Here is a 14,268-nt window from a genome sequence, read left to right as displayed (position 1 = left end):
AGTGGTGGGGGCGCACGGATCCGGAGGACGGACACAGCGCAAGGACCGAGCATACAAGAATACACGGATGGACACAAGGGGCGCGCGAACGCCCGGGTCCATCCGCGTCGACCGCCATATGCCTGGCGCGGAAGGCGGAGCCTCCTGTCTGACTGTCTCGTCACTCCCGGCGGGACCGCGCCCGCAGTGCGGGGGTCCGGCTCGGGTGATGCGTTCGACAGGAACAGCTCACGTTCAGGATACAGGATGCGCGCCCGGAGCGCCGGAGTCAAGCAGGCGCGCCTCCGCGGGCGTCGGCCGGCCGGCCTTCGAGCACGTCAGGACGGGACCCGCCGCAGCACGTGACCTCCGCACGGAGCGGGAGCACGGAGCAGGGAGCGACCGCACGGAGCAGGGCGCGGCAGCACGGCGCGGAACGCACGGCCGAGCGCCGCGGCGAGGCGTACGCCTCCGCCGCGGCGCCGACAGTCCGATGCCCCTCTCAGCGGCGACGCCCGCGCAGGACGAGAGCAGCGCCCGCACCCAGCAGGAGCAGGGCGAGGATCACGACGCCGGCGACCTCGACGCCGGTGGTCACCAGGGACCCGGAGCCCTTCGCCCCGGCCGGCTCGCCGGCACCGCCCTGGCCGTTCCCAGCGCCGTTGCCGGCTCCGTTCCCGCTCCCGTGGCCGGATCCGTTCCCGTTGCCGTTCCCCGATCCGTTGCCGCTGCCGGCTCCGTCGCCGTTGCCGCCTCCGTTGCCGTTGCCGGATCCGTTCCCGCTGCCGTTCCCCGATCCGTTGCCGTGGCCCGGGCCGTTGCCGTTCCCGTTGCCATTCCCGGGGCCGCCGTCGCCGTCGTCCTCGGGCGGGGAGAGCACCAGATAGGTGGCACGGGAGGTGCCCGGGAAGGTCACCGTCCCGTCGGCCCAGGTCGCGTCGATCGTGACGCGGGTGCCGTCCTCGAGGACGCGCACGACGCGGGAGCCCTCCTGCGCCGGGAGCACGATCACGGCGTCCAGCGCGGCGAACTCCTCCCGGTTGGACAGGACCCAGGACGCTCCCCCGTCCACGTCCGAGCGCACGGCCGAGAGGGCGTCGTCGGAGCGGAAGGTCCCGGTCGCCGAGGCCGGGCCGTCCCGCAGGGTGACCTGGGCCAGGGTGATCGTCACCGTGACGGTGCGCTCGGCGCGGCCGCCGCCGGGGCCTGCGGCCAGGAGCGTCGCCGTGCTCTCCCCCTCGACGAGGACCGTCCCCGGGGCGAGGACGAGGCTCGCGCCGTCGACCGCCCCGCCGTCGGAGGCGACCGTGTAGGCGGCGAGGACCTGCTCGGCCAGCGCGGCCTGGTCGCCCAGCTGCTCGCGGTGGACCTCGAGCTCCACGGCGTCCGGGCCGGTGATCTCGATGGTCTCCACGACGGCGAAGGGCACCGTGCGGGCGGTGACGTTGCCGGCGAGGTCGGTGGACTCCACCGTCAGCGTGTGCGCGCCCGGCTCGAGGGCGGAGAGGTCCACCGCGGAGCTCAGCGTGTCCTGCTGCGCCCGCGTGGAGGCCCCGGTGGCCGTGGCGGCCTCCTCCATCTCGAGGTCGCGGACGTCGATCAGGGCGTCCTCGACGGAGATCTGCTCGGTCTGCAGGTCCGTCTGCTGGGAGTCGACGACCTCGCCGTCCACGCTCACGCGCAGCGTCGCGAGGTTCTCATCGGCCGCCGAGGCGGTGACCTCCTGCTCGGCCGGGACGGACTGGTCCGCGGCGAGGCCCTCCACCGTGACCTCGGGCGCCTCCGCGTCCAGGACGACGGGGATCGCGCCCAGCAGGGTGTTGCCGTTGGCGTCGGACATCTGCACCAGGATCACGTCGCCGTCGGCCACGGAGATGTCCTCGGAGAAGTCCCGCTGGTTGGACTCGGCGCCGAGGCCGGAGTCGTAGAAGACCTCGGTGACCGTCGAGTCGTTCAGGGCGAAGGCGTATCCCCACCCGTCGTCCGAGGCGGTGCCGGCGAAGCGCACCGTCTCCGAGGCGGTGAACAGCGTCCCGCCGTGCAGCACGGGCTCGTCGACCTGCAGGGTCGGGGCGACCACGTCGACGTACAGGGCGAGCCCCAGGTCCAGGACCGTCGTGCCCTGCTCGTCGCGGGCGGCGAGGCGCACATGGTTCTCGCCGGTGGTCACCGGGAGGTCGACCTGGAAGGTCCCGTCGGCGGCGATCGTCGCGGGACGCTCCTCGCCGCCGGTCCAGGCGCCGTCCTCGCCGACGGTGCGCGCGGTGGTGAGCACGACCTCGGTGATCCCCGGATCGACCTGGCCGCGCAGGGTGAAGGTCGTGCCGTCCTCGCTCACGTCCGGGCTGTCCCCCGCCACGAAGCAGGCTCGCTGGGCGAGCTGGCAGTCGAGGTTGGTCAGGACGAGCCCCGGCGGCTGGGGCAGGGCGCTCTCGCGCCCGGCGATCGGCAGGGCGAGCGTCCCGGTGCCTGCTCCGTCGCTCGCCGCCAGGACGATGACGGTCTGCTCCGGCGCGGGGGTGAGCGTCGCGGTGAAGGAGCCGTCGGCCTCGAGGGGCACCTCGGTGCCGTCGGCCGTGAGGCTCAGCGCAGCGCCGGCCCGCTCGTCCTGGACCGTGCCCTCGAGGACGACGTTGCCGTCCTCCCCCAGGGCGACGCGGCCCTGCGGGTCGAGGGTCCCCTCGGCGAGGGCGATCTGCGGGGGCGTCCCGTCGAAGGTGACGTCGACGGCGACCCGCGCGAGCTCGGTCCCGTCCGCGCCGCGGGCGATCGCCGCGATCTCCTGCTGGCCCTCGGCCAGCGGGACCTCGGCGACGAAGCGAGCGCCGTCCAGCGGGACATCGGCCCCGGCGACCTCGACCGTCGCGACGTCGGCGCTGACGTACCCGACCAGGGACAGGACCCCGTCGGTGACCAGATCGGACTGCTCGCCGATCACGGCGCCCTCGGCGCCGAGTGCCTGCCCGTCCGCCAGCACCAGGGCCTCGCCCGTCAGCACCGCGGTGGCGGTCCCGGTGTTCAGGCCGAGGTCCTGCGCGGTGACGGTGACGACCGCGGTCTGCTGCGGGTCCTCGACCTGGACCGTGTAGCGGCCCTCGCCCAGCTCGGTGACGGGAAGGCGGGTGCCGTCGGCGGCGGCCACCAGGGGCGCCTCGAGCAGGCCCGATCCCGCATCGGTGACCGTCAGCGGCAGGGTGGTCCCCTCGAGGCGGCCGATGGACACCTCCGGGGCGGTGGCGTCGACGCCGAAGGGCAGGTCGGTGACCTGCCAGTCCTGGTCCTCGGAGAGGCGGGCGCTGACGCGGTAGATGTACTCCCCGTCGGGGACGGGGACGAAGGTCGCCTGCTGCGGGTCCCAGACGGTGCCGTCGAAGGTCGCGCCGGTCCAGGTCAGGGCCTGCGGATCCGGCACGGCGATGTAGTCCGCCAGCAGCGTCCGGTAGACGGCCTGCTCCATGCCGAGGGTCTTCACGGGCGTGCCGTCGACGCGCAGGATCTCGTAGCGCACGTCCCCGGCGTTGCGCTGCAGGGCCAGCTGCGAGGAGATCGCGTCGAGCTGGCCGTCCCCGTTCGGGGACAGCCGCAGGCGGATGTCGCCGAGCTCCAGGGGGTAGGTCGCGCCGTCCGCGGAGCCGATGAGCTGGGTGGTCACGCCCAGGCCCTCGACGAGCTCCTCCCCGGCCGGGGTGAGGATCCGCTCGGCGTTCCAGTCCCCGACGAAGCCCAGGTAGGGGACGGCGAGATCGGGCTCGTCCGCGGTGGTCGCGGCCAGCTGCGCCCATCCGCCCACGAAGTGGTCGGCGCCGCCCTCGGGGGTGAGGGTGAAGGTGACCTCGGCGGTGCCGTGCGCGGGGACGGTGACGGCCGTGGCATCGGCCGTGAGGGTGCCGGCCGCGGCGCGCACGCCCGTCGGCGCTCCCGGCTCGTTCGTCTCCGCCAGGACCTGCTGCCCGGCGGGGATCTCGTAGGAGCGCTCGGCGTCCCCGGAGTTGGTGAGGGTGACGGTGAAGCTGCGCTCCCCCGTGATCTCGCGCAGGGCGACCGAGGGCCGGCCCTCGACCGTGCCCGTCACCTCGGTGTCCAGGGCACGGTCCACGCGGCCCAGGCCCGCGCCCACCTGGCGCGGCGAGTACGGCATGCCGTCGGCGTCCACCGGGATCTGCGCGGTGTTCATCAGCGCGGCGGTGGCGAGGTCGACCCGCTCCGGGCCCTCGGGCCCGGCCCCGCCGGCGGCCTGGTCCTCCAGCAGCAGGGCCATCATCCCGGCCACGTTCGGCGAGGCCATGGAGGTGCCGCTGCTGGTGCCGTAGGTGTCGTCGTTGTACGTCGAGTACACCGAGCCGCCGATCCCGGCGACATCGGGCTCGAAATCGAGCGTCGGCGTGGTGCCCCAGGAGGTGAAGGAGGAGGGCTGCAGCGCCGTGTCGAGCTCGGTCAGGGAGACGTCGTCGGTCACCCGCACCGTGGTCGGGCCGGCCGCGATGGCCTCCCGGATCGCCAGTCCCCCGGTCCGGGTGGTGACGACGCCCGGGATGGTGACGTCCTCGACGCCGGCCATGCCGAACAGCACGTCGCCGCCGGCGGCCGAGTTGAACACGACCACGCCCCCGGCCCCGTGCTCGATGGCCAGCTGGAACTTGGTCGAGAAGTCGATCTCGCCGCGCTCGATGAGGGCCCAGTCCCCGCCGAGGTCCTGACCGGCGGCGTAGTCCTGCTCGCGGCCGAGGCCGACGTCGACGATCGGGTGGTCGGCATCGTCGAGCGTCCCGGTCGCTGCGGCGTACGGGATCTCCTGGCCGTCGCCGGCCCCGCCGATGACGGCCACGAAGTCGGTGGCCACGGAGTTGTCGATCGACGCGACGGTCAGGGCGCTGCCCTGGCTGCCGGGGGCGCCGAGGGTGCCGTCGTCCAGGACGCCGAGGTAGTCGTCGTCCTCGCCGGTCAGCGAGAAGTTCTGCCCGTCGTTGCCGGCGGCGACGACGGTCACCACGCCCGCGTCCCGCGCGGCCTCGATCGCCCGGGCGGTGCCGTCGGAGGTGTTCTTGAACCCGTTCGGGGAGCCCAGGGACATGTTGATGACGTCCGCGTCGAGCTTCACGGAGTCCTCGATCGCGGCGATGATGTCGGAGTCGCGGGCTCCTCCCCCGCTGTTGGAGAAGACCTTCATCGCCAGCAGCTGCGCGTTGGGGGCGACGCCGTCCACGCGGCCGGTGGCCAGGACGTCGTCCGCCTCGTCGCCCTCGGAGCCGTTGGCGGCGGCGATGCCGGCCACGTGCATGCCGTGCTGGGACGAGGTCGTGTCCTTGATGACCATGTTCTCGTCGGCGTAGTTGTAGCCGGTGGGGACCTTGCAGGTGAACCCTGCCTCGGGCGCCGGGTCGATGCGCTGGATCTTCGCGGCGCCGCAGTCGTCCAGGCGCATGTCCTGGTGGCTCGGGTCGATGCCGGAGTCGATGATCGAGATGACGGTGCCGGTGCCGTCGGTGCCGTGGGCCTCGAATGCCGCCGGGACGCCCTCCAGCTGCCGGGCCGTGTGCTCGACCGGCTCGTACACCCGCTCCCTGCGCACCGAGGCCACCTGCGGCTGGGTCGACAGCGGCGCCAGCTGATCCACCGGCATCGACGCGGAGAACCCGTTGACCAGGTAGCCGAACTGGGCATCGACCTCGATGCCGTAGCGGTCCGCCCAGCTCGCCAGCAGCTCGTCCTGCACGGCGAGGTTGCTGCGCTCGGCGCTCTCGCTGGGGGTGCGGGGCTGGTCGCGGAGCATCACGACGACATCGACGCGCTCCGCGGAGGAATCGGCACCGGCGGCGCCGCCCTCGGTCCCCGGCAGGGCCGGAGCCGTCGTGCCCACGGGGTCGGGATCCTGCGGATCGGCGAGGGCGGCAGGGGCGCTGAGGCCCGTGACGGCGAGGAGGAGCGCGCTCGAGAGCACGCAGAATCTGCGGATGGAACGAGGGGTCACCGATGCTCCCGACTGGTTGTGACACGGGTCTCGGCAGACTATCGGTGATTCAGGGCCCGTACAGTCCCCGGTCAGCTCCCCTTCGGTCACGACCTGATAACACTGCCCTGCGCAGGCCCGTGATCGGATGTCTCCGCAGGCTCGCGCAGGTCCGGGAGGCTCGTCCAGGAATGCGGACGGGCCGCCCCGCAGAAGCGGGACGGCCCGTCACCGGATCGCTCCGGGAAAGCCGGGGGCGCAGGCGCCCCACGCCGCGGACCCGAGGGGCCGCGGCGGGCGGGTCACTTGATGGTGACGGTGGCGCCGGCGCCCTCGAGCTGCTCCTTGGCCTTCTCGGCCGCGTCCTTGGAGACCTTCTCGACGACGGCCTTGGGGGCGCCGTCCACGACCTCCTTGGCCTCCTTCAGACCGAGGGAGGTGAGGGCGCGCACCTCCTTGATGACGGCGATCTTGGCGCTGCCGGCGGACTCGAGGATGACGTCGAACTCATCCTTCTCCTCCTCGGCGGCAGCGGCGTCGCCGCCACCCGCGGCACCGGCCGCGGCAACCGCGACGGGAGCAGCGGCGGTCACATCGAAGACCTCCTCGAACTGCTTGATGAAGTCGGAGAGCTCGATGAGGGAGAGCTCCTTGAAAGCCTCGATCAGCTCGTCGTTGCTGAGCTTCGCCATGATGACGTTCCTTCCTGTTCAGGGCCCGATGTCCCTGGGGCTTGTGTGCGGCGCGGGCGCGCCTGGTCCTGCCGGTCCCTCCGCCGGGGCGGACGGGCCGAGTTCAGCGCTGACGCGCTGTGGGTGCGATGCGGGAGGTCCGAGCCGAGGCTCAGGCGTCCTGCTTCTCGCGCAGCGCGTCCACGGTGCGCACCGTCTTCGACAGCGGCGCCTGGAACACGGCGGCGGCCTTGGACAGGTTCGCCTTGAGGGCGCCTGCGGCCTTGGCCAGCAGCACCTCGCGGGACTCGAGGTCCGCGAGCTTCTTGACGTCGTCCTCGGTGAGGGTCTTGCCCTCGAAGAACCCGGACTTGACGACGAGCTGGTCGTTCTCCTTGGCGAAGTCACGCAGGGTCTTGGCCGGGGTGACCGGCTCGCCCTTGATGAAGGCGATGGCCGTGGGACCGGCCAGCTTGCCCTCGAACGCGTCGATGCCGGCCTCGCGGGCGGCGATCTCCGTGAGCGTGTTCTTCACCACGGCGTAGGTGGTATCGGCTCCCAGTGCACGACGCAGCGTCTTCAGCTGCTGCACGGAGAGACCGCGGTACTCGGTGAGCACCGCTGCGTCGGACTCACGGAACAGTTCCGTGAGCTCGGCAACGGCATCCACCTTCTCGGGCTTCGCCATGGCCCTCCTTCCAGAGGTCTCAGTCGCCGGCTGAGAGAAGCCCTGCGCAGAATCATGCACAACGACGAAAGAGCCCAGACGCGCAGGCGCCTGGGCTCCGATCGCAGCCGCATGGTGCCCCGGAGGGCACAGCGGACCGCGGGGGTCCTTGGGTCACCTGCGCAGGCGCTCCCGTACGGGAATCCTTCGGTCGCTCTCGGTGGCGAGGGCGACGACCGGCGGTCTTCGGTGGTTCCACAGTACCGGTCCGCGCACCCTCCGGTCCACGCGGTATCGCGCGGGATGCGTCACAGCCGGGCGGTCGGCGGCGGGCCGCGCACGGCAGCGCCCCGCCCACCGCAGGGGTGGACGGGGCGCTGCGCGGGGAACCGGCCGAGGACCGGATCGCTGACGGGGCTCAGGCCTCGTCGGTGTCCTCGGTGAGGTTGCGGGTGCGGTTGACATCGACGGGGATGCCGGGGCCCATGGTGGTGGACACCGTGATCTTGGTGATGTAGCGGCCCTTGGAGGAGGACGGCTTCAGTCGCAGGATCTCGTCGAGCGCCGCGACGTAGTTCTCCACCAGCTGCGTGTCGGTGAACGAGGTCTTGCCGACGATGTAGTGGAGGTTCGCCGCGCGATCGGTGCGGAACTCGATCTTGCCGCCCTTGATGTCGTTCACGGCCTTGGTCACGTCCATGGTGACCGTGCCGGTCTTCGGGTTCGGCATGAGGCCGCGCGGACCGAGGACTCGGCCGAGCTTGCCGACCTTGCCCATCAGGTTCGGGGTGGCCACGGCCGCGTCGAAGTCGGTCCAGCCGCCGGCGACCTTCTCGATGAGGTCGTCGTCGCCGACCTCGTCGGCGCCGGCCGCGAGGGCGGCCTCAGCCTGCGCGCCCACGGCGAAGACGATCACGCGGGCCGTCTTGCCGGTGCCGTTGGGCAGGTTGACGGTGCCGCGCACCATCTGGTCCGCCTTGCGGGGGTCGACGCCCAGGCGCATCGCGACCTCGACGGACGCGTCGAACTTCGCCGGGGAGGTCTTCTGAGCCAGACGCAGAGCGTCGAGCGGGGAGTACAGGCGGCCGTCCTCGATCTTGGCGGCGCCGTCCTTGTAAGCCTTGCTGCGGAATGCCATTGTCGTCAGTCCTCCACCGTGATGCCCATGGAACGAGCGGTGCCGGCGATGATCTTCGCCGCGGCATCCATGTCGTTCGCGTTCAGATCAGGCATCTTGGTCTCCGCGATCTCGCGGACCTGCGCCTGGGTGATCTTGCCGACCTTGTCGGTGTGCGGCGTGGCCGAGCCCTTCTGGAGGCCGGCGGCCTTCTTGATGAGCTCAGCGGCCGGCGGGGTCTTGGTGATGAACGTGAACGAGCGGTCCTCGTACACGGTGATCTCGACCGGGATGATGTTGCCGCGCTGATCCGCAGTGCGGTCGTTGTACGCCTTGACGAACTCCATCATGTTGACGCCGGCGGCGCCGAGTGCCGGACCCACGGGCGGCGCAGGGGTGGCCTGGCCGGCCTGGATCTGGAGCTTGATGATGCTCGCGATCTTCTTCTTGGGAGCCATTGCTCTTCCTCACTGTGTCGTGGTTCGGGCGGAGCTCATCAGTGCTCCTCCCACGGGTGGCGCCTCGCGGCGCCGGAGCGGGATGCTCCGATCAGATCTTGGCGACCTGGTCGAAGCCCAGCTCCACCGGGGTCTCGCGTCCGAAGATGGACACGAGGACCCGGAGCTTCTGGTGCACCGGATCGATCTCGGAGATCGACGCGGGCATGGTCTCGAACGGACCGTCCATGACGGTCACGGACTCGCCGATCTCGAACGCCGGCATCTTCTGCTCGGCCTTCTTCGCGGCGGCGGCCGACGAGGAGCGCTTCTTCTCCGGCAGCCCCACCGAGGGCGCCAGGAGCGAGTAGATCTCGTCGAAGTTCAGCGGGGTGGGGTCGGTCGCGTTGCCGACGAAGCCGGTGACGCCCGGGGTGTCCCGCACGACGCGCCAGGACTCATCGGTCAGGTCCATGCGGACCAGCACGTACCCGGGCACCCGCACGCGGCGGACGATCTTCTTCTGGCCGTTCTTGATCTCCGCGGCATCCTCCATCGGGACCTCGATCTGGAAGATGAACTCCTCCATGTTCTGGGTCTCGATGCGGGTCGTCAGCTGCGACTTCACACGGTTCTCGTGGCCGGAGTAGGAGTGCACGACGTACCACTCGCCCGGCGCGGAGCGCAGCTGGCGCTTCAGCGCGACGGTGGGGTCCTCGGGCTCGGGCTCCGCGGGGGCCTCGGCCGCGGCCTCGTCCTCGGGGGCGTCCGCCTCGTCGACGGGCAGCGCGTCGGTCTCCGAGGCGTCGGAGCCCTCGGCGGCGGGCGCCTCGGCGACGTCGGCTCCGGGCTGCTCGGAGAGCTCGGCCGTCTCGTCCTCGTCCGATGCGGACGCCTCGGCGCCGGCCTCGGTCTCGAGGTCCTCCGTCAGGAGGGACTGCTCATCGGCCGCCGGAGCGGACGACGAGAACGCAAGGGTGTCGTCGACGTCGTCGTAGGAGTCCTGGGAGTCAGTGGACTGCTCGTTCGCCACCGTGAACCTGCTTTCCTTGCGGCTGTGGATCGGAACCGGCCCCCTCGGGCCCGATCACGCCCGGCACGGAGGCGGAGGACTCAGAGTCCCTGATCCGGGACCACGAAGGTGAACCGGGCCAGCCAGCCGAAGGCGAAATCGAGGCCGAAGACCAGAAGGATCATCGCGAAGACGAAGCAGAGGACGGTGATCGAGTAGACGACCAGCTCCTTGCGCGTCGGGACGACGACCTTCTTGAGCTCGGCGATGACCTGACGGATGAACAGCCCGATCGCCAGGAAGGGATTCGAGGATCCCTCGCCCCGACCGCGCTCGGCGGTCTCAGGATGCTGCTGGCTGGCACTCACGTGTGGACTGTCCGATCTCGTCGTGGTCATCCGCATCCGGACGGGGCCACCCGACCGGACGAGCAGGGCAGACAGGGCTCGAACCTGCAACCTGCGGTTTTGGAGACCGCTGCGCTACCAATTGCGCCACTGCCCTACGCCGGACCGGAGTCCGGCACGGTCCAGGCGTCCCGGGGTCCCCGTCTCCGAGGCTCCCGACCCGCGCTGGGCCGACGACCAGCATACCCATGCCCGGCCGGGTGCGCGAATCACCCGGCCCCGGATCACGGCGCACATCACATCCGACGCCGGGCGGCGCGGCGCCCGGGAGGCCGGTCGGCGCCGGCGTGGAACGCCTGGCACGGGACCCTGTCCTCTGCGACGATAGTCCTCGTGACCGACAACGACGCATCCGCCAGCTCCCCCGCCGCCGCCCGCGTGTCCCGCCGCGTGGGCTCGATCTCCGAGTCCGCGACGCTCGCGGTCGATGCGAAGGCCAAGGCGCTCAAGGCCGCCGGCCGCCCGGTGATCGGCTTCGGCGCCGGCGAGCCGGACTTCCCCACCCCCGCTCACATCGTCGCCGCGGCGCAGGAGGCGGCGGCCGACCCCCGCAACCATCGCTACAGCCCTGCGGCGGGCCTGCCCGAGCTGCGCTCCGCGATCGCGGAGGCCACCGCGCGGATGGACGGGTACACCCCCGAGGTCTCGCAGATCCTCGTCACCAACGGCGGGAAGCAGGCCGTCTACCAGACCTTCGCGACGCTGCTGGACCCGGGCGACGAGGTCATCCTGCCGGCGCCCTACTGGACCACCTACCCCGAGGCGATCCGTCTGACCGGCGCGATCGAGGTGCCCGTGCTCGCCGGCGCGGACCAGGACTACCTGCCCACCCTGGACCAGCTCGAGGCCGCCCGCACCGATCGCACGAAGGCGATCCTGCTGTGCTCGCCCTCGAACCCGACGGGCTCGGTGATGAGCGCCGCCCAGGTCGAGGAGCTGGGCCGATGGGCCCTCGAGCACGGCATCTGGGTGATCTCGGACGAGATCTACCAGCACCTCACCTACGACGGCGTCCCCTTCACCTCGATCCTCTCCGTGGTGCCGGAGCTCGCGGACACCACGGTGCTGCTCAACGGCGTCGCCAAGACCTTCGCGATGACGGGCTGGCGGGTCGGCTGGATGATCGGCCCGAAGGACGTCGTCTCCGCGGCCGGGAACCTGCAGTCGCACCTGACCTCGAACGTCGCCAACGTCACCCAGCGCGCCGCGCTCGCGGCCCTGACCGGCCCGATGGACACGGTCGACGAGATGCGCGAGGCCTTCGACCGTCGTCGCCGCCTGATCGTCGAGAAGCTCTCCGCGATCGACGGGTTCACGGTCCCCACCCCGACGGGCGCCTTCTACGCCTTCCCGGATGTGAACGGGGTGCTGGGCCGGGAGATCCGCGGCACGCGCGTGGAGACCTCCGTCGACCTGGCGGCGGCCGTCCTCGAGCATGCCGAGGTCGCCGCGGTCCCGGGCGAGGCCTTCGGCGCTCCCGGGCACCTGCGCTTCTCCTACGCCCTGGCCGACGCGGACCTCGTCGAGGGCATCGACCGCCTGGCGGCCCTGCTGGCCGAGTGACCGGTCCCGGCCCCTCGGGCGCGCCCGCCGTCCCCGCGGGCGCCGTGCCTACGGGCGCCGTGCCTGCGGGCGACCGCCCGCAGGACGTCGCGGCGCCGGATGCGGGCCGGCGCGACGGCGGGCGGGATCTGGCCGCGCTCCCGAAGGCGCATCTGCACCTGCATTTCACGGGGTCGATGCGCATCGCGACGCTGCGCGAGCTCGCCGCCGCCCGCCGGCTGCGGCTGCCGGAGAGCCTCGTGGACGACAGGGCCCTGCACGTCGAGCCCACGCACCGGGGCTGGTTCCGCTTCCAGCGCCAGTACGACACGGCGCGCCAGGTCGTGGACTCCGAGGAGGCGATGCGCCGGATCGTGCGCGAGGCGGCCGAGGACGACGCCGCCGAGGGCTCGGGCCGTCTCGAGCTGCAGGTCGACCCGACCAGCTACGCCCCGCACGTCGGCGGGATCACCCCGGCGCTCGAGATCGTCCTGGACGAGGCGGCCGCGGCGGAGGCCGCGACCGGGGTCAGCATCGGCATCATCGTCGCGGCCTCCCGCACCCGCCATCCGCTGGACGCCCGGGCCCTGGCCCGTCTGGCCGTGCGCCATGCCGGGCCGGTGGTGGGCTTCGGCCTGTCCAACGACGAGCGCCGCGGCAGCACCGCCGACTTCGGGCCCGCCTTCCGGATCGCCCGCGACGGCGGCCTGGCCTCCTTCCCCCACGGCGGGGAGCTGCTCGGCCCCGCGCACGTGGCCGAGGCGATCACGCATCTGCGCCCGGACCGGCTGGGCCACGGCGTGCGCAGCGCGGAGGATCCGAGGGTGCTCGAGCAGGTGGTCGAGGCGGGCATCGGCCTGGAGGTGTGCCCCGCCTCCAACGCCTCGCTCGGCGTGATCCCCACCCCCGAGGACGTGCCGCTGCGGCGGCTGGTCGAGGCCGGGGCGCAGGTCGCGCTCGGCGCGGACGATCCGCTGCTGTTCGGCTCGCGGCTGCTGGACCAGTACCGCACGGCGCGGGCGATCGGCTTCGACGACGCCGAGCTGGCGGCCCTCGCCGCCAGCTCCATCCGGATCAGCCGGGCCGATGAGGCGACGAAGGCCCGCCTCCTCGCCGGCGTGGAGGCCTGGCTCGCGTCCTGAGCGGCCCCCGCCCCTCAGGAGTCGGCCTCAGCCCCCGCACCTCAGGCGTCGGCCTCGGCCCCCGCGCCTCAGCCGTCGGCCTCAGGCGTCGATGCCCGCCCCCGCCGAGGGCAGGGCCAGGAAGAACACCGGGGCCGTGAAGCCGTGCTCGGCGAAGGCCGCGGCGATCGCGGCGGCGACGGCCTCCGCCGCATCGGCCTCGACCAGGGCGATGGTCGAGCCGCCGAATCCGCCGCCGGTCATGCGAGCCCCGTGGGCTCCGGCGGCGCGGGCGGCGTCCACGGCGACGTCGAGCTGGGGCACGGTGACCTCGTAGTCCTCGCGCAGGGAGTCGTGGGAGGCGTTCAGCAGCGCGCCGAGCTCGACGACGTTCTCGCGCACGGACCCGGAGGCCAGCACCCGGTCGAACTCCCGCACCCGCTCGATCTCGGTGATGACGTGGCGGGCGCGGCGGCGGATCACCGGGTCCTCGATCCGGGCGAGGTGGTCCTCCAGACCGGCCGCGTCCACGTCCCGCAGGGTCGGCACCTCGAGCAGGCGCGCGGCGGTCTCGCTGTCGCGGCGCCGGGCGACGTACTCCCCGTCGACATGGGAGTGCTCGGCGCGGGTGTCCGTGATGAGCAGGGCGAGACCCTGGCCGGCGAGGTCCCACGGGACCGGCCGGGTGGAGACGTCGCGGCAGTCCAGCAGCAGCGCATGCCCCTCCTCGCACAGCACCGAGGCGGACTGGTCGAGCCCTCCGGTGGAGGCGCCGGCGAACTCCGTCTCGGCGCGGATCGAGGCCTGCACGCGCTCCAGCGGGGTCGTGCCGAGCCCCAGCAGGGAGTCGACCGCCTGCGCCACGGCGCACTCGAGGGAGGCGGAGCTCGACAGTCCCGCCCCGAGGGGGACGTAGCCGTCCACGACGATGTCCAGTCCCGCCCCGCGGGCGCCGTCGGTGCGGGCGATGACGTCCCCGAGCGCCCAGACCACCCCGGCGACGTATGCGGTCCAGCCTCCGGCGGCGGAGGGGTCGAGGTCCGCGACGGCGATCTCCTCGGTCCCCTCGGCCTGCGCCGAGCGCAGGCGCAGGATGCCGGTGTCGGTGCGCGAGGCGGCGACGAAGCAGCGGTGCGGGATCGCCATCGGCAGGCAGAGGCCGTCCTGGTAGTCGACGTGCTCGCCGATGATGTTCACGCGCCCCGGGGCGGAGAACACGCCCTCGGGGGCGGCGCCGAAGGTCTCCTCGAACAGCTCGCGCACGCGCCGCACGGCGGCGGCGCGCTCGGGCGCCGCGGACAGCAGGGCGGCGGCTCCCGAGGGGGCGTCCGGGGCGGGGGTGGTCACGGCGTCGTGGGTCATCGTCGT

General features: G+C 72.5%; 10 protein-coding genes and 1 tRNA gene. 2 read left to right on the top strand and 9 right to left on the bottom strand.

All coding sequences use genetic code 11. The features are described 5' to 3' along the window. Positions 1-481: 481 nt before the first annotated feature. The 8 genes from BF93_RS06120 to BF93_RS06085 form a co-directional block, all read right to left on the bottom strand. Positions 482-5,947: a S8 family serine peptidase gene (locus tag BF93_RS06120; RefSeq protein WP_051486608.1), complete on the bottom strand. Its 5,466-nt coding sequence runs from the start codon at positions 5,945-5,947 to the stop codon at positions 482-484. A gap of 281 nt (positions 5,948-6,228) precedes the next feature. Then, positions 6,229-6,618, bottom strand: a complete 390-nt coding sequence (gene rplL, locus BF93_RS06115) for a 50S ribosomal protein L7/L12 (RefSeq protein WP_038371310.1) — start codon at positions 6,616-6,618, stop codon at positions 6,229-6,231. 151 nt (positions 6,619-6,769) lie between these two features. Beyond that, a complete protein-coding gene (gene rplJ, locus BF93_RS06110; RefSeq protein WP_038371308.1) occupies positions 6,770-7,285 on the bottom strand; it encodes a 50S ribosomal protein L10 in 516 nt (171 codons plus the stop codon). Between the two features lie 397 nt (positions 7,286-7,682). Further along, positions 7,683-8,402 carry a 50S ribosomal protein L1 gene (gene rplA / locus BF93_RS06105; RefSeq protein ID WP_038371307.1) on the bottom strand — a complete coding sequence of 240 codons (720 nt, stop codon included), beginning with the start codon at positions 8,400-8,402 and terminating at the stop codon, positions 7,683-7,685. A gap of 5 nt (positions 8,403-8,407) precedes the next feature. Continuing rightward, positions 8,408-8,839: a 50S ribosomal protein L11 gene (rplK, locus tag BF93_RS06100; protein WP_038371306.1), complete on the bottom strand. Its 432-nt coding sequence runs from the start codon at positions 8,837-8,839 to the stop codon at positions 8,408-8,410. A 91-nt stretch (positions 8,840-8,930) separates the two neighbouring features. After that, positions 8,931-9,851, bottom strand: a complete 921-nt coding sequence (gene nusG / locus BF93_RS06095) for a transcription termination/antitermination protein NusG (RefSeq protein ID WP_038371305.1) — start codon at positions 9,849-9,851, stop codon at positions 8,931-8,933. Positions 9,852-9,931: 80 nt separating this feature from the next. Further along, positions 9,932-10,198 carry a preprotein translocase subunit SecE gene (secE, locus tag BF93_RS06090; RefSeq protein ID WP_038371304.1) on the bottom strand — a complete coding sequence of 89 codons (267 nt, stop codon included), beginning with the start codon at positions 10,196-10,198 and terminating at the stop codon, positions 9,932-9,934. A 63-nt stretch (positions 10,199-10,261) separates the two neighbouring features. Continuing rightward, a tRNA-Trp gene (locus tag BF93_RS06085) sits at positions 10,262-10,334 on the bottom strand. A 236-nt stretch (positions 10,335-10,570) separates the two neighbouring features. On the opposite strand from BF93_RS06085, the gene BF93_RS06080 reads away from it, so the two are divergent. Both BF93_RS06080 and BF93_RS06075 read left to right on the top strand, forming a co-directional pair. Next, positions 10,571-11,800: a pyridoxal phosphate-dependent aminotransferase gene (locus BF93_RS06080; RefSeq protein ID WP_038371302.1), complete on the top strand. Its 1,230-nt coding sequence runs from the start codon at positions 10,571-10,573 to the stop codon at positions 11,798-11,800. 59 nt (positions 11,801-11,859) lie between these two features. Next, positions 11,860-12,921 carry an adenosine deaminase gene (locus tag BF93_RS06075; RefSeq protein ID WP_051486623.1) on the top strand — a complete coding sequence of 354 codons (1,062 nt, stop codon included), beginning with the start codon at positions 11,860-11,862 and terminating at the stop codon, positions 12,919-12,921. A gap of 81 nt (positions 12,922-13,002) precedes the next feature. Here BF93_RS06075 and galK read toward each other — a convergent pair whose 3' ends face one another. Next, positions 13,003-14,262 carry a galactokinase gene (gene galK / locus BF93_RS06070; RefSeq protein WP_051486607.1) on the bottom strand — a complete coding sequence of 420 codons (1,260 nt, stop codon included), beginning with the start codon at positions 14,260-14,262 and terminating at the stop codon, positions 13,003-13,005. Positions 14,263-14,268: the final 6 nt, after the last annotated feature.

Origin of the sequence: Brachybacterium phenoliresistens, assembly GCF_000576425.1 — a bacterium.
Taxonomy (GTDB): Bacteria; Actinomycetota; Actinomycetes; order Actinomycetales; family Dermabacteraceae; genus Brachybacterium; species Brachybacterium phenoliresistens.
This window is presented reverse-complemented; position numbering and strand designations above follow the sequence as displayed.